At 35.4% G+C, this 18,489-nt stretch carries 17 protein-coding genes; 13 read left to right on the top strand and 4 right to left on the bottom strand.

Annotated elements, in window-relative coordinates:
- The first annotated feature begins 197 nt into the window (after positions 1 to 197).
- Positions 198 to 971 carry a phosphotransferase family protein gene (locus NKG37_RS25725; protein ID WP_101730626.1) on the top strand — a complete coding sequence of 258 codons (774 nt, stop codon included), beginning with the start codon at positions 198 to 200 and terminating at the stop codon, positions 969 to 971.
- A 24-nt stretch (positions 972 to 995) separates the two neighbouring features.
- Here NKG37_RS25725 and NKG37_RS25720 read toward each other — a convergent pair whose 3' ends face one another.
- The gene (locus tag NKG37_RS25720; RefSeq protein ID WP_016202841.1) at positions 996 to 1,274 is read right to left on the bottom strand and encodes a YtzH-like family protein; all 279 of its coding nucleotides are present in this window, start codon (positions 1,272 to 1,274) and stop codon (positions 996 to 998) included.
- 228 nt (positions 1,275 to 1,502) lie between these two features.
- On the opposite strand from NKG37_RS25720, the gene trmB reads away from it, so the two are divergent.
- Positions 1,503 to 2,141, top strand: a complete 639-nt coding sequence (gene trmB, locus NKG37_RS25715) for a tRNA (guanosine(46)-N7)-methyltransferase TrmB (protein ID WP_016202840.1) — start codon at positions 1,503 to 1,505, stop codon at positions 2,139 to 2,141.
- A gap of 93 nt (positions 2,142 to 2,234) precedes the next feature.
- Here the strand turns inward: trmB and NKG37_RS25710 are convergent, their stop codons facing one another.
- A complete protein-coding gene (locus tag NKG37_RS25710; protein WP_169188984.1) occupies positions 2,235 to 2,549 on the bottom strand; it encodes a PepSY domain-containing protein in 315 nt (104 codons plus the stop codon).
- A 270-nt stretch (positions 2,550 to 2,819) separates the two neighbouring features.
- Between NKG37_RS25710 and NKG37_RS25705 the strand changes: the two genes are divergently transcribed.
- A complete protein-coding gene (locus NKG37_RS25705) occupies positions 2,820 to 3,893 on the top strand; it encodes a M42 family metallopeptidase (protein WP_254415573.1) in 1,074 nt (357 codons plus the stop codon).
- Positions 3,894 to 4,057: 164 nt separating this feature from the next.
- Positions 4,058 to 4,576 carry a DUF84 family protein gene (locus tag NKG37_RS25700; RefSeq protein ID WP_169188983.1) on the top strand — a complete coding sequence of 173 codons (519 nt, stop codon included), beginning with the start codon at positions 4,058 to 4,060 and terminating at the stop codon, positions 4,574 to 4,576.
- Positions 4,577 to 4,632: 56 nt separating this feature from the next.
- Here the strand turns inward: NKG37_RS25700 and NKG37_RS25695 are convergent, their stop codons facing one another.
- Positions 4,633 to 6,651, bottom strand: a complete 2,019-nt coding sequence (locus tag NKG37_RS25695; RefSeq protein ID WP_254415572.1) for a methyl-accepting chemotaxis protein — start codon at positions 6,649 to 6,651, stop codon at positions 4,633 to 4,635.
- Between the two features lie 238 nt (positions 6,652 to 6,889).
- On the opposite strand from NKG37_RS25695, the gene NKG37_RS25690 reads away from it, so the two are divergent.
- From NKG37_RS25690 to murC, 4 genes are all read left to right on the top strand, one after another.
- Positions 6,890 to 7,204 (top strand): thioredoxin family protein, encoded by a 315-nt coding sequence (locus tag NKG37_RS25690; protein ID WP_016202834.1) that lies wholly within the window; start codon positions 6,890 to 6,892, stop codon positions 7,202 to 7,204.
- 245 nt (positions 7,205 to 7,449) lie between these two features.
- Positions 7,450 to 8,250, top strand: coding sequence for a DUF1444 domain-containing protein (locus tag NKG37_RS25685; protein ID WP_254415571.1), 801 nt, complete (start codon positions 7,450 to 7,452; stop codon positions 8,248 to 8,250).
- Positions 8,251 to 8,864: 614 nt separating this feature from the next.
- On the top strand, positions 8,865 to 11,693 hold the full coding sequence (locus tag NKG37_RS25680) for a DNA translocase FtsK (RefSeq protein ID WP_254415570.1): 2,829 nt from the start codon (positions 8,865 to 8,867) through the stop codon (positions 11,691 to 11,693).
- 258 nt (positions 11,694 to 11,951) lie between these two features.
- The gene (gene murC / locus NKG37_RS25675; RefSeq protein WP_016202831.1) at positions 11,952 to 13,250 is read left to right on the top strand and encodes a UDP-N-acetylmuramate--L-alanine ligase; all 1,299 of its coding nucleotides are present in this window, start codon (positions 11,952 to 11,954) and stop codon (positions 13,248 to 13,250) included.
- 152 nt (positions 13,251 to 13,402) lie between these two features.
- On the opposite strand, the gene NKG37_RS25670 is transcribed toward murC, so the two are convergent.
- Complete coding sequence (locus NKG37_RS25670) at positions 13,403 to 14,518, bottom strand: aminopeptidase (RefSeq protein ID WP_016202830.1); 1,116 nt, start codon at positions 14,516 to 14,518, stop codon at positions 13,403 to 13,405.
- Between the two features lie 185 nt (positions 14,519 to 14,703).
- Here NKG37_RS25670 and NKG37_RS25665 point away from each other — a divergent pair, with 185 nt between their 5' ends.
- From NKG37_RS25665 to tnpA, 5 genes are all read left to right on the top strand, one after another.
- Positions 14,704 to 15,951: an ISL3 family transposase gene (locus NKG37_RS25665; RefSeq protein WP_254415569.1), complete on the top strand. Its 1,248-nt coding sequence runs from the start codon at positions 14,704 to 14,706 to the stop codon at positions 15,949 to 15,951.
- A gap of 231 nt (positions 15,952 to 16,182) precedes the next feature.
- Entirely contained in the window at positions 16,183 to 16,626 is a 444-nt protein-coding gene (locus NKG37_RS25660) for a DUF948 domain-containing protein (RefSeq protein ID WP_016202829.1), read from the top strand.
- Positions 16,627 to 16,641: 15 nt separating this feature from the next.
- Entirely contained in the window at positions 16,642 to 17,109 is a 468-nt protein-coding gene (locus tag NKG37_RS25655; RefSeq protein WP_212119611.1) for a YtxH domain-containing protein, read from the top strand.
- A 211-nt stretch (positions 17,110 to 17,320) separates the two neighbouring features.
- Positions 17,321 to 17,647 carry a bacillithiol system redox-active protein YtxJ gene (gene ytxJ / locus NKG37_RS25650; protein ID WP_212119609.1) on the top strand — a complete coding sequence of 109 codons (327 nt, stop codon included), beginning with the start codon at positions 17,321 to 17,323 and terminating at the stop codon, positions 17,645 to 17,647.
- A gap of 209 nt (positions 17,648 to 17,856) precedes the next feature.
- Positions 17,857 to 18,324, top strand: a complete 468-nt coding sequence (gene tnpA, locus NKG37_RS25645) for an IS200/IS605 family transposase (RefSeq protein WP_100525941.1) — start codon at positions 17,857 to 17,859, stop codon at positions 18,322 to 18,324.
- Positions 18,325 to 18,489: the final 165 nt, after the last annotated feature.

Below are 18,489 nucleotides of genomic sequence, written 5' to 3'. Positions count from 1 at the left end.
TTTTATCTCATTAAATTTTAGGCACGTATGTGCTAATGTGAAGATAGATTGCTTTACGATGAGTGTAAATTTTCTATAGTTGATGAATAGCTAATAACCATTTTTGTTTGTTCTTCCTACCAATTTAGGACAAAAAAGACTCAAACAGGAATTTCTCATCTTTTTTTTGGAGCATAATATATAGTAGGTGAACAATTTTGGAACATTTATTAGGGCAAGATTGGGAAATAACCCCTGCAGGTGGAGAAACAGGCGAAGCCTTTTTTGCACAAAATAATGGACAAAAGCTTTTTTTGAAGCGGAATTCTTCTCCGTTTTTAGCTGTGCTTTCTGCAGAAGGAATCGTCCCAAAACTTGTTTGGACAAAAAGATTTGAAAACGGAGATGTTTTTACTGCTCAGCAATGGCTGATTGGTAGGGAATTTGGTCATTCCGATATGACGGATGAAAGAGTAACCATGTTACTTAAGAAAATTCATACCTCTAAGCCTTTATTAGAGATGCTCAAAAGGCTAGGTAAAACGTCTTTTCATCCTGATATGATTTTGACAGTTATAAAAGCAGAGATAGACGATGAATTAAAAGAAAACGAGGATATCACACGTTATATCCAATTTTTAGAGGATAATCTTCCATTTATGAAAACAACGGAGCATGTTGTATGCCATTGTGATGTTAATCATAACAACTGGTTGCTCTCTGAAGACAACCAGTTGTATCTAATTGATTGGGATGGTGCGATGATTGCAGACCCAGCAATTGATTTAGGAATGTTACTTTATTGGTATATTCCAAAGAAAGATTGGAAAAATTGGTTACACACATATGGGTATGAACTAACAGATCATTTATCCTTACGAATGAAATGGTATGTTATAGCCCAAACCATCAACTCCATACGCTGGTACAAGAAGAAGGGGCGTTATAGCGAGATGGAAAGATGGATGCAATTTTTACATGATATTGATTAAGTTTGCATATAAATCGATTAGTTATTATGAAAAATTGTTAATCCCATCTACCCATTGAGACAATTGATCTTGGTATGAATGGATATGATTGTCTAAATCAGAGGCATTAACACCTTGTTCACTGTAACGGTGTATTTCCTCTAATATTGGAAGAATATTTTGATCAATTTGATCATTGGTTCTTAAGGAAGTAATCAACCTCTCTATTTGTTCGCATTCTGCTACAGATCCGCAGCAGTCGGTTTGTTGATTACTGAGAATATCAGCTAATAAAGTTAGTTGATGCTCATGATTTATAGGCATACTTAGAACACCCTTTCTATAGGTTCTAGTATGAAAAGAGTAAAATCATTCTTTTCAAATACCAGTTAAGGAATTCACTTATAGCTTGTGAATTCTTTTTTTCTTTATACAGATGTTCGTAATGTAAATTTATCCTTCAAAAAAATCAATTGCCAAGAAAAGAGTATTGCATCCATGTATAATGCATGATATTGTTTGAAACGATAGTTATTAATAAGGAGTGTCCACATGCGATTAAGACATAAACCATGGGCGAAAGATAAGTTAAGTGCATATCCACAATATGTTATCCAAAACCCAGAAGATTGGAAAGGTAAATGGGATCAGGCATTTAGTCAGAAAGGGCCGATCCATATTGAAATTGGTACCGGAAAAGGCCGATTTATTACAGAAATGGCAAAAGCAAATCCTTCCATCAATTATATCGGCGTAGAGCTTCAGGAGAGTGTTATTGTTTCTGCATTAGATCGCTTAATTGAGGCAGAGGTACCAAACTTGAAGTTAATGAATATGAATGCTGAAAAACTAAAGGATTACTTTGAAAAAGGGGAAATTGCACGAGTATATTTGAATTTCTCTGATCCTTGGCCAAAAACGAGACATGAAAAGCGAAGACTTACGTATAAAACGTTTTTAGCTTCCTACGAGTCTGTGCTTGGAAATCAAGGAGAAATCCATTTTAAAACAGATAATCAAGGTTTATTTGAGTATTCTTTAAGAAGTTTTTCTGAATACGGAATGCTTTTGAAATATGTAAGTCTTGACCTGCATAATAGTGATTTTGAAGGCAATATTATGACAGAGTATGAAGAAAAATTTTCTAATAGAGGAAATAGAATATATCGTTGTGAAGTGCAATTTAAATAACTGTGGAAAAGGCTATCTCGTATAAATGGAGATAGCTCTTTTTTATGATTAGAGTGCTATTTACTAGAAGTGTTGGCAAAATATTAAAAACACTTATGATAATTGATTAATGTCAATAATCTTACCTGTCTCACTATCAGAAACGAATTCAAATACTTCTTGTGTATCACCATTCATCCGTGTAATACCACCTCTATAAACGGTAAAAGAAGAGTCCACTGTGTGAAGCGTCTCTTTCTCCATATTAATCCAAGATCCGTTAATTGATCCCTTTTCTTTAAAAGCGGTTTTGGCTATATATAAAACCTGCTCACTTGAAAGACCACTGTTTTTAGAAATAGCTTCCTTGGCGATATAGCTTGCGGCTACTCCTACAACAACGCCGCCTATTATATGTTTCCAATTCATAACTTTAACCCCTTAGCTGTTTTTTTAGATAATTTTCAATAAAATTTCATTAGGCAATGGAAATAGCTCTATCAAAAAAACTAGATAATTCTATTATATCTAATTTATGTTATAGAAGAAATGCCTAGGATTTTTTTCTCCCTTTCGGCTAAAAAGAATGGAAAGGCATAAATTGCAATCAGTTAGTGGAAAGTAGTGGTATGCCTTTAGATATTTCGGTACAATAAATATATTATTAAAATACATAGTAATAAAAGGAGCTTTGCTATAATGGAACAACAAACATTAGATTTGTTTCGAACTTTAACAGAACTTCCAGGGATTGCTGGAAATGAGCATCAAGTTCGAACTTTTATGAAAGAGCAATTAAGTCTTTATACCAATGAAATTGTCCAAGATAATCTTGGAAGCATTTTCGGAGTTAAAAGAGGAAAAGAGGATGGTCCGACTGTAATGGTTGCAGGCCATATGGATGAAGTTGGTTTTATGGTAACATCCATTACGGATAATGGAATGATTCGTTTTCAACCAATAGGCGGATGGTGGAATCAAGTTTTATTGGCACAAAGAGTACAAATAGAAACGAATCATGGCCCGATTATTGGCGTCATTGGCTCCATACCACCTCATCTTTTAGAGGAAGCAACAAGAAGCAAACCAATGGATATAAAAAACATGCTAATCGACATCGGTGCAGATGATAAAGAAGATGCGTTAAAAATTGGGATTAAGCCTGGTCAGATGATTGTCCCAATTTGTCCATTTACACAACTCGCTAATGAAAAGAAAATTATGGCGAAAGCTTGGGATAACCGTTACGGTTGTGGACTAGCGATTGAATTGTTAAAGAATCTTCAAGGTGAAGAGATTCCAAATATCTTATTCTCTGGAGCTACGGTACAGGAGGAGGTTGGTTTAAGAGGGGCTAGAACAGCAGCCAATATGATTAAACCAGACGTATTTTATGCTTTAGATGCAAGTCCGGCAAATGATGCATCAGGGGATAAAAATCAATTTGGACAGCTTGGAAAAGGAGCGTTACTGCGTATTTATGACCGCACAATGGTTATGCATAAAGGAATGAGAGAATTTATATTAGATACTGCAGAGTCTAATAATATTGCTTATCAGTACTTTATTTCACCTGGTGGAACTGATGCAGGTCAAGTTCATATTTCCAATCAAGGTGTACCTAGTGCTGTAATTGGAATTTGTTCTCGTTATATTCATACAAGTGCATCCATCATTCATATTGATGATTATGCAGCTGCCAAGGAACTGCTTACTAAATTAGTGAAAACGACAGATAGTACAACCATTGAAACATTGCGAGCTAATCAATAATAGCTGTTTGTATTTTAAAAATCTTTAAGACTTTAGGTACAATATAAAACTGGTTTACGAAAACTATATATGGATAAAGGTATCTCAACTATAATTGTTAATTGTTGAGATGCCTTTTTTGCAGGAGTTTTCTTTAATACTAATGGTTAGGAGAGAGAATTTAAGTGAAGGTTTGTATTGGCACAAATAATCAGGCAAAAGTAAAAGCTGTGCAAAATAGTCTCGGAAAAGATAAAAATATCGAGTTTGCGACATTTAACGTTAGCTCCGGTGTAAGCGACCAACCATTTTCAGATGAGGAAACGATTAAGGGAGCAATTAATCGAGCGATGACCGCACTGCAAGAGGGCAAAGGAGAGATAGGAATTGGATTGGAAGGTGGAGTGCAAAGAACAAATAATATCCTCTTTTTAACTAATTGGGGAGCACTTGTATTAAAGGATGGAACCACCTTTATTGCTAGCGGAGCAAGAATACCATTGCCAAATGAAATCGAAATAGAATTACTTGCAGGGAGAGAATTAGGCCCAGTTATGGATGAATATGCACACAAAGAAAATGTTCGTTCATATGAAGGGGCTATTGGGATATTTACATCTGGAAGAATTAATAGAACATCTATGTTTGAACATGTTGTTGAATTACTTGTAGGACAAATGAAATTTCAGCAACATAATGAATAAAAAAATAGAAGAAGGAGTGATTCTAAGTTAACCTACTCCTTCTTGTATATAAAGTTTTAGATAATTTTGTTTTGCTTATTAGTCGTTTCATCAATAGCATAGAGTTTGAACTGACTAACTTCACTATGTAGATCTACGGAGATTTGATAGAGAAGAGAGGCAGAATCATTTATTTTTATTATAGTTTCTAATTGAACTTCACTAGATGCAGATACTTCTTGTGTTGAGGCAGCGGCAGATTGACTAACGTCATATACTTCCAAAACATGCTGCTTTAGAGATTGATTAGCTTCCTTGATTTGAGTAATCGCAGTGTTAATGGTAACTACTTTTATGTTTATATTGGAAATGGAATCTACTATATTTTCAAACACAGATTTTGTCGTATGAACAGATTTTTCCTGGCTACTACTAAATTCGTTTAATTGGTCAGCATTTTCTCTAAGCTGATTCATTTCTTGTGTCATTTCTGAAACTAATAATTGAATGTCTTCTGCTTCCTTCTTCGACTTTTCTGCTAAATTGCGGACTTCGGTTGCGACAACGGTGAATCCTTTTCCACTTTCCCCAGCTCTAGCTGCTTCAATGGCAGCATTTAAGGCAAGGAGATTTGTACTATCTGCTATCGTTTGAATTGTATCAACAATCGATGCGATTTTTTCTGAATATTGAGTTGCCTGTACTACTTTATTTGTTAGAACTTTTGTTAATTGGAGGAAATGAGATGATATATCTTCTAAATCCTTTACAATCCTAAGTCCTGTTTTACTTTCTTGACTAGCCGATAAAACTTCTTTTGTCACCTCTTTTTCCAGTATATCCGCCTCTTCTATTCTATTCTCCACATCTTTTATATTTTGAAGACTATTGTGAAGACGATTCGCTTGGTCAGATGCTCCTATTGCAATTTGCTGAATACTTTGGTCAACTTCATTAGCTTGAGCGGTTGTTTCTTCTGAGATTGAGCTTAATTGTCGCGAAGAGGCATGTAGTTGGTCTCCTGTAGTAGAGATAAAAAGTAAGCTATCTTGAACTTTTTCCGCCATCTGATTAAATGCTGTTGCAAGTATGCTCATTTCATCTTTCGTTGTGATAGGAATGCGATCATATAAATTTCCTGCACTGATTTTTTGAGCTGCTGTGATTAGTAATTGAATAGACTTGGATATCCTCTTTAAAAGAATTAACCCAATGATAAATAAAAGAAAAATAATTAGAATGCTGACTGAAATGATAATAATTGTATACATTCTACTTTTTTGATGTAAAACTATATTCAGTTTATCTTGCTCACTGATAATCGTTTTTTCTAGTTCTTGTACTTCAGTTTGAATGGATTTGGATTGTGAATCGAAGGCAGTAATAAAGGATGTACTTCCTTCATAGGATTTGTGTATTTCCTGCATTGCTGTAAGATAATGGTTAAAACTAGATGTAATGGACTGTTTTTGCTCTGCAGAAAGGGAATTATTCTTTTCTAGTCTTTCAGCATATCCTGATGAAACCTCAAGGAAATTTTGATAAAAAGTTGGATTTTGGGTAGAGATATAATATTCTTCATTTTTATGTAGTTCTTGGAGCTCAGAAATAAGAATATTATCGTTCGTATACTGGATTATGGACTGCAGTTCTTTAATAGAGCTTTGAACATCACCTTTTAAGCCTTCGTAGGCTTCATAACCGATCGCCTCATATTGTAATGATAATGTTTCAAATCCTTTTAAGTAGGCATCTCCTTCTAATGCTATTTGCTTAAATTTCTGTTGCAGTTCCTCAGAAATCATACGATCCTTACTGTATTGTTCAGCTAGAAGTATCAGTTTGTTCACTTCTTCTTTTACATTTTCCCCTAAAGCATAGTTTGGTAATAGAAGGTATTCCCCCTCCACATTACGTGTCTGCAAAATAGTTGCTTTTATCTCTTTTCCCACTCCAACTATAGAAGCTAGATGCAGTTCTTGCTGCTTACTTTCCGTTTGCACACTGTTAAAAAATAATATAGCACCTAATAAAGAAATTAATCCGCAAATAGCTAAACCTAAAATAAAATATAATTTTGCTTTAATCGTTCTCATTTAATCACCTCTTTTGATTAAATATTCTTAAAAAACTGAATATTTAATAATTATAGATGTAATTATTAAATAGGACAATAGTCATTGTAAGCTTTTTTAGAAATAGTCAAAATAACTTAGAAAAAGCTTGGATTCAAGGTGATAAAAAGGAAGCAGTAGGAAAGCATATTAGTAGTGAGGAACATATTTTTCTGATACTATTTATAAAAAGGCTTCAATTATTTAGGGGGGCAATACAATGAAAGATTTGCAATCAGTGGAAGAATTTACAGAGTTAAAAAATAGTTCTGAAAGACATATTTTTCTTTTTTCCGCAGAATGGTGTGGAGACTGCCGATTTATCGAACCATTTATGCCAGAAGTAGAAGCGAAATATGATAACTATACATTTGTTCATGTGGATCGAGACAAATATATTGATACATGTATAGAGTTAGATGTGTTTGGCATCCCAAGTTTTATCGCATTTGAAGGCGGAAAAGAACTTGGTCGATTTGTAAGCAAAGATCGAAAAACACAAGAAGAAATTGAAAAGTTTATTGAGTCTCTATAAGAAAAATATAAGGTAATAGGAATATTAGTGGCGGAAACGTGTTAAAGAGGCGTTTATACTATAAAGGTTGTCTCGTATAAAAAGGTAGTTAAGGAAAACAAATAGTTCCTTGCTATAATTTTATAAGAGATAACCTTTTTCCTTGTGTTTGTAAAAAACGTAGTATCAAAAGAGATGAATATACAATCATTTAGCGTATAATAATAGGACGAAATCTAAAGGACGGAAGTGAAGCAATCGTGAAAATGACGAGTAAGAAAATGAAGGATATGCTTAAACAAAGAATAAGCAATGAAGATCGAACTTTTACTTTTGATAGTAAAAAAGATCAAGTTCGCATAGAGAGTAAAGTAACGGGAAAAGGAGTTACTGTTTCTTTACCTGAAATCATTGCTAAATGGGAAACACAGAAAGAAAAAGCAGTAGATGAGATTGTTTATTATATCGAACATGGATTAGGTGCTATTGAAAAAGATGGGCAAATAGAAGGGAAAGAGAAGAAACTATTTCCTGTCATACGTTCGACTTCTTTTCCGCAACAGTCAAACGAAGAAATTCCATTTATAACTGATGAACATACAGCAGAAACAAGAGTTTATTATGCTTTAGATATGGGGAATACTTACCGTCTTGTTGATGAGAAATTGATGGAGAAGGAAGAATGGACCCCTGCTTCTATAAAAGAGATGGCTCTTTTTAATGTTCGATCTCTATCCACACAAGTAAAGTCTGACAATGTGGCAGGAAATATTTTTTATTTCTTAAATAGCAATGATGGCTATGATGCAAGTAGAATACTAAATGATGCTTTTCTAAAAGAAATGAACGAAAAGGTAGAAGGGACCATGACTGTTGCTGTACCGCATCAAGATGTGCTTATTATTGGGGATATTCGAAATGAAACAGGATATGATGTTCTTGCTCAAATGACAATGAGCTTTTTTGCAAGTGGAAGAGTTCCCATTACGGCATTGTCTTTTCTTTATGAAGGTGGAGAATTAGAACCTATCTTTATATTAGGGAAAAATAAAAAACGAGAAAAATAATAGAAAAAATGTAATCAAATCGATTTATAATTTACTTTTGAATGACATCTAATTGAAATGTGTTTATATTAAAATAACAATTATGTAGATTAAAAAAATGAAATAAATGCCGTCTATTCTTTAAATAATGAAAGTAATCTTTTCCATATGTAAAGTTCCCTGTTTTAACTTAATTATATAGAGAGACTTAATGAAAGAGGCAATTAGGACTAAATTAGCTTTCAAAAGTGTCTCTTTTTTGTTTTATTCATTTGTTCCATTTATCCCACCCTTAACGGACAGTAAGACTCTGACTTTAAGCTTAAGAGAATTTGAGGAAGATAGAGCGGGATCAATTGTCCATAAAGGTCCAAATGGTTCAACTAACTTGCTGTGAGGGACGAAGGAAAACTCTTCGGATGGAAGTTTCACTTTAACATATTGCAGTTTGTTTTTACATCTTATAATGGCACGTGTAGAATGCCTCGAACAGAATGAGCCAAAAAAAGGGACAGCTGTCTTTGTTTAACCTCTATCTAAAGAGGGAAAGGGAGAGTTGTTAAAAAAATAGTACTCGAAATTCTGAACATAACTGTTAAAATAGTAATGAGATTTGAAAGAAAGAGTGATTAAGTGTGAATTGGTTCAAGAAAGTATTTAAACAGTTTGTTAGTGAAGAAGAGGAGCTGAACCAAGTTGAAAAAACGGTTGAGATAGAAAATCAACCAAATGTTGAATCCACAGCATGGAAGAAAGAGATGGATTCCAAAGTTCTCTATCAATATCCAAAAGGTAATTTTCGTTTTCCGTTAATACCAGATGGGGATGAAGATGATAGGAAAGAAGTAGACCGAAAGAAAAGAAGAGAACCTAGGCAATCATTTGTAAATGATCAGGAAGAAATCAATCAACCATTTAAACGACAATTTACGGAACAGCCGAAAAATAATTTCAAGGAAGAACAAGTATCAAATACATATAGTGGAAATCGTCCGTTTAAGCCGACGGAAGTTGTTTCTCCGATATATGGATATAATCGTCCGGAAAGAAAAGAAACAAGCACAACGACATCACGACCTATAATAAAAGAGCCTGTTGACGGTTGGCAAAAATCATCTGTCATACAATCACAAGAAAGGCAAGATGAAGTGGTGCGGGAAATAGTGGAAGTGACTGATGCATTATTTGTAACTCCAAAAGCGGAAATAACTGAAGAGATAGCAGTAACTTCAGAAATGGAAGTAACTGAAGAGATAGCTGCAACTCAGGAAGTAGAAGTAACCGAAGAGATAGCAGTAACTTCAGAAATGGAAGTAACTGAAGAGATAGCTGTAACTCCAGAAGCCGAAGTAACCGAAGAGATAGCTGTAACTCCAGAAGCCGAAGTCACTGAAGAGATAGTAGTAACTCCAGAAATGGAAGTAACTGAAGAGATAGCTGCAACTCAGGAAGTCGAAGTAATTGAAGAGATAGCAATAACTCAGGAAGTCGAAACGACCGATGAGATAGACCTAGTTCGAGAACAAGCTACAATGACAATGGAAGAGCATAAACAAGAGTCGATTCTTTCTCCGTATCCAGAAGAATCATTAGATGAAGAGGAAGATGCACATCATTATAATAACGTAGATAGTTCATTAGAACTAGGAAAGATTGCTTCACCTGTTAGTCTTGAAAGGGATTGGGAGGATAATGAAGTAGATAGGCAGATAGAAAGCTTAGTAGATGAGCAGGAACATAATGAGCAACCGTTGTTGCGGTTTGAAGAAACAGAAGTAAAGGTAGAAGAAACCTTCCTGCAAAATAGCGAGGAGGTTGTTGAAGAAAAGGAAGAAAAAGATTCCTCAGAAAAAACATTGGAGAGAAAACCTCCTACTCGAAAAGGTCCTTTACCATTTAATGTGTTGATGCTGAATAAAGACAGACAGTCATTGGCGAATAAAAAAATCGAAAAAAAAGTTTATGATAAGCCAAAGCCAGAGCCAAAGGTCGAAGAAATAGTTCAACCTTTAAGCGAAGAGGATGAAGAGGTTTATCATAACTTACCATACTATGTTTTTCCTGAAGAAAATTTGTTGCATCCCCCTATTTTACAAATAGAAAAGGATGGATGGATTGAAGAGCAGACGATGCTTTTGAATGATACATTTACTAATTTTAATGTTCATGCCAAAGTGGTAAATGTAACTCAAGGACCTTCTGTTACTCGATACGAGGTTCAACCCGAACCAGGAGTAAAGGTTAGCAAAATTACAAACCTATCTGATGACTTAAAATTAAGTTTAGCTGCCAAGGATATAAGAATTGAAGCACCTATCCCTGGAAAACATACAATCGGTATTGAAGTGCCGAATCGGAATAGCCGGCCAGTGCTAATCAGAGAAATTTTAGAAAGCGATGAATTTAAAAATTCTTCTTCTCCTTTAACAGTTGCTATGGGGCTGGATATTTCCGGTAAACCAATTGTGACGGATTTACGAAAAATGCCTCATGGATTAATTGCGGGAGCAACCGGTTCTGGAAAAAGCGTATGTATAAATACAATGCTTGTAAGCTTGCTATATAAGGCAAAGCCAGAGGAACTGAAGTTATTGTTAGTAGATCCTAAAATGGTTGAGTTGGCTCCATATAACTATATACCACATTTGGCAAGTCCGGTTATTACCGATGTAAAGACTGCAACTGCTGCCTTAAAATGGGCCGTAGAAGAAATGGAAAGAAGATACGAACTTTTGGCACATGTAGGTGTTAGAGATATTTCAAAATATAATCAATTAGCAGAAGAGCATAAAAGATACAGTGAAAAATTGCCTTATTTAGTGATTATTATTGATGAGTTAGCGGATTTAATGATGATGGCTCCAGCTGATGTTGAAGAAGCAATCAGCAGAATAGCCCAAAAGGCAAGAGCATGCGGAATTCATCTCTTAATTGCAACGCAAAGACCATCTGTAGATGTTATTACAGGTTTAATAAAAGCAAATGTTCCAACAAGAATCGCCTTTTCTGTTTCCTCTCAAATTGATTCACGAACAGTGATTGATATAAGTGGTGCCGAAAAACTGTTAGGAAAGGGAGATATGCTGTTCTTAGAAAATGGCACATCCAAGCCAGTACGATTACAAGGAACGTATGTATCAGATGAAGAAATTGACCAAGTGGTTGCTCACGTAAGAAGAGAAAGAAAACCAGAATATTTATTTGAGCAAGAAGAGCTTTTAAAAAAGGTACAAATGTCTGAAGAAGAAGATGAGCTATTTTATGAAGCATGCGAATTTATTATTGAACAAGGTGGTGCTTCTACATCTAGTCTTCAAAGAAACTTTAAAATAGGGTATAATCGAGCAGCGAGGTTAATTGATATGATGGAGAAGCAAGGATTTATATCTGAAGCAAGAGGGACAAAACCGAGAGATGTATTAATTACAGAAAGTGAATTACTGCAATTTCAGGAAATGGAATAATACCAGAAGCATTTCTGTTTGGTAATTTCCATACATTGGAATTGTATTGTTGCATAGTTTTTCATCATGAAAGATGGTATAATGTATAAATGTGAAATGAAAAAAAGGAAAAAAAAGTTAATGTTCAGCTGGAACATGAATAATAAGCTGAATGAGAAAAATAAAATGGAACAAAAATTGCATACATAAATGCAATGAGCAAATTGAATGAGGATATCATATACTGTTAAAAGATATGCGTAGTTGGAGGTTCTTTATATGACTATTTACCACTTCGTAGGTATAAAAGGGTCGGGAATGAGTGCATTAGCACAAATTTTACATGATATGGGTTTTGAGGTACAAGGATCAGATGTGGAAAAAAGATTTTTCACTCAGATCGCTTTAGAACAGGCGGGAATTAAAATTCTTCCTTTTCACCGGGAAAATATTAAACCAGGAATGAATGTTATCGTAGGGAATGCATTTCCAGATACACATGAGGAAGTAGAAGAGGCTGTAAAGCTTGGTCTTCCAGTTATTCGTTACCATCGTTTCCTTGGAGACTTTATGAAACAATTTACAAGTATTGCTGTTACTGGAGCGCATGGAAAAACTTCAACAACTGGTTTGCTTTCCCATGTAATGAAAGGTGCAAAACCTACAGCATATTTAATTGGTGACGGAACAGGTAAAGGCGTATTGGAAGCAGAATATTTTGCTTTTGAGGCATGTGAATATAGAAGACATTTTCTGTCTTATTTCCCAGATTATGCGTTGATGACAAACATCGATTTTGACCATCCAGACTATTTTGCTAATGTGGATGATGTTTTTTCTGCTTTTCAAGAAATGGCATGGCAAGTTAAAAAGGGAATTTTTGCTTGTGGAGACGATGAACATCTGCAAAAAATTCAAGCAAAAGTACCAGTTGTGTTTTATGGTTTTGGAGATGAAAATGATTTCCAAGCGAGAAATGTAGAAAAAACGACAGAGGGTACAACTTTTGAAGTTTACGTTCGTAATACGTACTACAACACATTCTCCATTCCAACATTTGGTGACCATAATATTTTAAATGCTTTGGCTGTTATTACGCTTAGTCATTATGAGGAATTAGATGCGGAAATTGTGAAAGAAAGATTAATGACCTTTGAAGGTGTTAAACGCAGATTTACAGAAAAGGTAATTGGCTCACAGGTTATTATTGATGATTATGCTCACCATCCTACTGAAATTAAAGCAACAGTAGAAGCGGCCCGTCAAAAGTATCCTGATCGAGAAATTGTAGCTGTATTTCAGCCACATACATTCTCTCGTACACAAGCGTTTCTTCAAGAATTTGCAGATAGCTTAAATTTAGCAGACTCTACTTATCTATGTGATATATTTGGTTCTGCTCGTGAAAATCACGGAAAGTTAAGTATCATGGACTTAGCTGAAAAGGTACCTGGAAGCAAAATTATTTCAGTAGAGACTGTTTCTTCCTTAAAAGAACATACTGATAGTGTAATCTTGTTTATGGGTGCAGGTGATATTCAAAAATATCAAAGTGCTTATGAAAAAACATTAGGATAATAAAAAAGGACTCTTTCGCCTATACGTAAGAGTCCTTTTTCAATAGTTAAGAAATTATAAGTTTCTAGGAGCTGATGGCATTCACGATCGTTTACTGGACTTCCATTAAGCTCAGGAAGGTCACGCCACTAAACGGGTGCCCACAGCTTTTCTTATTTTAAATTCTCTGGATTTAATGCTTCTAATTCAGGAAGAACAAATTTTCCATCTTTTCTTATTAAAACATCATCGAAGTAGATTTCTCCACCACCATAATCAGGACGTTGAATATTTACCATATCCCAGTGGATATTGGAGTTATTACCGTTATAAGCATTATCATAGGCTTGTCCTGGTGTAAAGTGGAAGCTTCCATCGATTTTTTCATCAAATAAAATATCCTGCATTGGATGTAGAATATATGGGTTTACTCCTATTGCAAATTCCCCAATATAACGAGCACCTTCATCAGTATCCAATACTTTGTTTAGTCTCTCCGTATCGTTAGCTGTTGCATCGACAATTTTTCCATTTTCAAACTTTAAGCTAACATTTTCAAATGTAAATCCTTGGTAAGGCGAAGGAGTATTATAAGTTAGTAATCCATTAACCGAGTCACGTACAGGAGCAGTATAAACTTCACCATCTGGAATATTCATTTGACCAGAACACTTAATTGCTGGGATGTCTTTAATAGAGAAAGTTAAGTCTGTCCCTGGACCAGTTAAGCGAACTTTGTCAGTGCGGTTCATTAATGCTACAAGATTATCCATTGCTTTGTCCATTTTCCCATAATCCAGATTACAAACATCAAAATAGAAATCTTCAAATGCATCTGTACTCATTCTTGCAAGCTGTGCCATGGATGGGCTAGGGTAACGAAGGACAACCCATCTTGTTTTAGGAACGCGAATTTCTCTATGTACCTGTTTACCAATGGTTGACCCTTCAATCTTCATTTTTTCTGCAGGAACGTCTGCAAGCTCATTAATGTTATCACCAGCTCGAAGCCCAATATATGCATCCATATTACTCATCACATTTGCTTCAAATTGTGCCATCATATCATATTGCTCCTGTTGTGCTTCTAAAAGCAAAGAACGATTTACATCGTTATCCTTTAGGGAAACAAAAGGATAACCACCAGCTGCGTATGCTTCGCGTACAAGTGCTTTTACAAGTTCTTTTTGAAGTCCAAAATTTTCAATAAGAACCTTTTCGCCTTTTTGTAAGCGAATGGAATAATTAATTAGATTTTTTGCTAGTTGATCAATGCGTGGATCTTTCATATGTACCTCCAAATTTTTTTGTGATAACTTTCTTATTGTACCCGAAAAAATTTTTTCCTTAAATAAAAAACAATAATAAAATAGGCTCTACGCCAAAATCTGTTCTTGCTTAAAAAAGAGTACAAAAAAACATCTGTATCCGTTAATGTTGAAAGTACGACCAAACAACAGAACGAGGTATACAGATGCATTCCCATTCTATCAAGGTTTTACTCGATTTACCAGAGTTAAATGTATGTGCTATTCAAAAAGTAAAAGATCAAGTGCTCATTGAAGTGACACCGATTGATGCCACACAGCCTTGTCCAGTATGTGCATCAACGCAAACGATTCGTCGTGGCACGGCTTATCAACGAAAAGTACGTCACCTCCCTGCGTTTGGGAAACGGGTGTATTTACTGCTGCCCGCTATCCGTTTAACATGCAAAGATTGTCATGCCCATTTTGTGTGGCATTACGACTGTGTTGCGCCAAAAAAGCGCTATACAAAGGCATTTGAAGCCACGTTACCGAAACAAGCGATAGGAGCGACGATTGCCCATGCGGCGCGCCTCTCTGAAACACCACCAACAACGGTTCACCGTGTTGTACGTCAATGGATGGCAGTGGAGTCGGTTCGCGTTCAAAGACGATGCGCACAACAGGCTAAAGTGAGTACGGGTCTTGTACTGGGTATCGATGACTTTGCGATTCGTAAAGGACATCGATATAACACCGGCTTACACGATTTACGTGGTGGCACGTTTTTAGATGTCATCCCAGGTCGTACGATTGCAGAATTACAGGATTATTATCAAGCGCAGCCGATTTGGCAGACGCTTAATCCCGTCGCTGTCGTCATGGATTTAGCGCAAGGCTATCATACATTCGTAAAAGAAATGTATCCAAATGCCATTCGAATTGCCGATCGTTTTCACGTCAATCGTTACGTAACGGATACCTTACAAACTATGCGAAAACAGGTTCAAAAGAGCCTTTCTCCCTGTGCGAAAGCCGATTTAAAACAACACTTCCGTATTCTTGGTAAACGTCATGACCAGATCACAAGAGACGAAATGGTGATTTTAAAACGACTGCTTGGTTATGCGAAATTACTTCGCCAAGTGTATGAATGGAAAGAAGCCTTCATTGCTTGGTATGACTGCAGTCCATCGTATAGCCTTGCCAAAAAAGGTTACGAAAGATGGCTGGCGCAAGGAAAAGCAATTGACCATCCGATTGTAGAAATCTGTTTAAAAACGATGCACAATTGGCAAGAAGAAATCTGTAATTATCATCAATTGCGTTTTACGAATGCATCGGTTGAAGGAAAAAATAATAAAATCAAGGCTCTGCAGCGTCGTCACTATTTCACTCGCAATCCGGAGTGCTATAAGCAACACATTTTATTGGAGTGCAATGAAGAATGGATTCAATACGGCTACGGCTCTTAGTCAAGAACATGTTTTGATAAAGAGCCATAAAATACATTAAAAAGAAAAAATAGGATAAGTTAAAATGATATTTTACGCCTTTCATTAGAGCTTTTTCCTATTACTCGATAAAACCATAAAAGAGCTTTTAAGGAATCATTTGTTTCTGAAAGTTTTTCCAATTATAATAAAACTAAGGTTTTAGCAAACGCGAATCTGGGAAAAGACCAATAAAGTGGAGGTGCGATAAGGATGATAAATCTTTTATACTTAAGCGTAGCATTAATAGCTATTGCGTTTACAATTCTTGTCATTTATGTTGCGAGAACATTGAAATCATTACATACTACGCTGGATAGTGTTTCTAAAACACTCGTCGGGTTAGAAAGGCAACTAGATGGTGTCACGAGAGAAACAACTATTTTATTACAAAAGACGAATGATCTAGCGGCAGATATTCAACAGAAATCAGAAAGTTTAAATTCCGTTGTTGATGCAGTGAAGGATGTAGGATCAAGCGTACAAGGATTTAATCAATCTGTACAATCGATTACACAAAATGTAGAAAATACACTTGTAAAAAATCAAGATAAAATTGCTCAAATTGTTCAATATAGTAAAGTGTTTATGAATATTAAAGATCAATGGAAAGCTAGAAAAACAGAACAAAATCGTACTCGTGTAAGAAGCAATTAAAAGGAGGATGTTAGGATGAAGCGAGAACAAGAAATAATCCATGCAAATGAAAGCTCAAGTTCTAAGGATTTTCTATTTGGTGCATTTTTAGGTGGGATTGTTGGAGCAGCTACTGCGTTATTTCTTGCTCCAAAGCCAGGAAAAGAATTACTTCAAGATTTGAACGGACAAGCAGGAGTATTAAAGGAAAAAGGAATTGAGTTAACGGATACAGTAAAAGAAAAAGGATCAGAATTCATTTCTATTGCAAAAGATAAAACAGATCAATTAAGTAATGTAGTTACTAAAACTTCTGTTGATATTATGGATAAGGTGAAAAACACTAAAGGTCAAGAGAATACTTCAGACCGTTTTGACGAGCTGAAGGAACAAGCATCGGATTTAAGCACAAGTTTAAAAAGTACTGAATTCGATGAAATTCAACAAAAATTAGAAGAAACAAAACGTGCATTTGATGAGACAGAAAGTAAATATAACCAATGATAAAAACAATATCTGTATAAAACGTTGTTAAAGCTTGCAGTCTATACACACTTTGCTTTCTGCGTTCCAAGAGAGCCAATCTTTTTCGGACCAAGCAGGAAGTAATAAGTATATAGGCTGTTTTTTCTATGTAGGTATTAAGTAAATTCGCCGTTTAATCTTAATGAGTTGTTTGCAAATAATTAGATGGCAAGCGAAAGGGTGGATGAAAATGAAAAAAATAGACACGGTCGAAAAATTTGAGGAGCTAGTTAAGACTACTGATACTTTTTGGTTAGTTAAGCATAGTTTAACATGCCCTATTAGTGCTCATGCTTTTGATGAATATAAACAATATGAGCAAGAAAATCAAGAAATAGATACATACTACTTAGCTGTACAAGAGGCTAGACCATTATCTAATTATATTGCTGAAAAATATCAAGTAAGACATGAATCTCCACAAGCATTACTTTTTGCAGATAATAATATAGTTTGGCATGCATCACACAGGAAAATAAATATAGCCTCTTTACAAAAGGCCGTTAAAGAAAGATAGAATATTTATAATGCAGGATATAGACAAAAAGGAATTCAGAAGAAGAAAATTCTGAATTCCTTTTTTGTTTTTTGATGGTTTCGAAAACCCCTGGCTATGCCGGGGGTTCCGGAGAGCTTATAGCGAGGTAACAAAAAAACCTCCTTTCATGGTAGGATAAAGTTGGTTTCCCGACCACTTTATCTCACGCAAGAAGGAGGTATGCCCTTATGAAGGACATGAACAGTTTAGCACATACAACATGGAATTGTAAGTATCACATAGTCTTTGCCCCAAAATACAGAAGGCAAATTATTTATGGCAAATACAAAAAGAGTATAGGACAAATCATAAGAGAGCTATGTGAAAGAAAAGGTGTCATTATACATGAAGCAAATGCCTGTCCGGATCATATCCATATGTTGGTTAGTATTCCACCAAAATTAAGTGTATCGCAGTTCATGGGTTACCTAAAAGGAAAAAGTAGCCTGATGATATTTGATCGACATGCGAATTTGAAATATCGCTATGGGAATCGTAAATTTTGGTGTCGTGGTTTCTACGTTGATACCGTGGGGAGAAATAAGAAACAAATACAAGAATATATAAGAAATCAGCTGAAAGAAGATTATATGGCTGATCAGCTAACTTTGTTCGAAGAATTCGATCCGTTCACGGGTGAGAAAAATCGGAAGTAAATAAAGAAATTCTTTAGAATTGGTGAGTGAATGTGGTGCAGAAGGGAAACCTTTTCAGTGGGCCTTTAAGGCCGAGGCCGGTAAGAGAGGCTTTTAGCCGCAGAGCAAACCACCAGTTCACACTGGTGGTTTTGATTATTAAGGTCTTTTTCATATTTGCTGTTG

It is taken from the genome of Niallia sp. RD1 (assembly GCF_024219955.1).
In the GTDB taxonomy this organism is placed as follows: domain Bacteria; phylum Bacillota; class Bacilli; order Bacillales; family Cytobacillaceae; genus Niallia; species Niallia alba.
The sequence above is the reverse complement of the archived record's forward strand: the minus strand, read 5'-3'. Positions and strand labels throughout refer to the sequence as shown.

What these genes read in the sequence shown, in the direction of transcription:
- NKG37_RS25720 (WP_016202841.1), bottom strand. Translation starts at nt 1,274, where the DNA reads ATGCCTATAAATCATGAGCATCAACTAACTTTATTAGCTGATATTCTC.
- trmB (WP_016202840.1), top strand. Translation starts at nt 1,503, where the DNA reads ATGCGATTAAGACATAAACCATGGGCGAAAGATAAGTTAAGTGCATAT.
- NKG37_RS25710 (WP_169188984.1), bottom strand. Translation starts at nt 2,549, where the DNA reads ATGAATTGGAAACATATAATAGGCGGCGTTGTTGTAGGAGTAGCCGCA.
- NKG37_RS25705 (WP_254415573.1), top strand. Translation starts at nt 2,820, where the DNA reads ATGGAACAACAAACATTAGATTTGTTTCGAACTTTAACAGAACTTCCA.
- NKG37_RS25695 (WP_254415572.1), bottom strand. Translation starts at nt 6,651, where the DNA reads ATGAGAACGATTAAAGCAAAATTATATTTTATTTTAGGTTTAGCTATT.
- NKG37_RS25690 (WP_016202834.1), top strand. Translation starts at nt 6,890, where the DNA reads ATGAAAGATTTGCAATCAGTGGAAGAATTTACAGAGTTAAAAAATAGT.
- NKG37_RS25685 (WP_254415571.1), top strand. Translation starts at nt 7,450, where the DNA reads ATGACGAGTAAGAAAATGAAGGATATGCTTAAACAAAGAATAAGCAAT.
- murC (WP_016202831.1), top strand. Translation starts at nt 11,952, where the DNA reads ATGACTATTTACCACTTCGTAGGTATAAAAGGGTCGGGAATGAGTGCA.
- NKG37_RS25670 (WP_016202830.1), bottom strand. Translation starts at nt 14,518, where the DNA reads ATGAAAGATCCACGCATTGATCAACTAGCAAAAAATCTAATTAATTAT.
- NKG37_RS25665 (WP_254415569.1), top strand. Translation starts at nt 14,704, where the DNA reads ATGCATTCCCATTCTATCAAGGTTTTACTCGATTTACCAGAGTTAAAT.
- NKG37_RS25660 (WP_016202829.1), top strand. Translation starts at nt 16,183, where the DNA reads ATGATAAATCTTTTATACTTAAGCGTAGCATTAATAGCTATTGCGTTT.
- NKG37_RS25655 (WP_212119611.1), top strand. Translation starts at nt 16,642, where the DNA reads ATGAAGCGAGAACAAGAAATAATCCATGCAAATGAAAGCTCAAGTTCT.
- ytxJ (WP_212119609.1), top strand. Translation starts at nt 17,321, where the DNA reads ATGAAAAAAATAGACACGGTCGAAAAATTTGAGGAGCTAGTTAAGACT.
- tnpA (WP_100525941.1), top strand. Translation starts at nt 17,857, where the DNA reads ATGAAGGACATGAACAGTTTAGCACATACAACATGGAATTGTAAGTAT.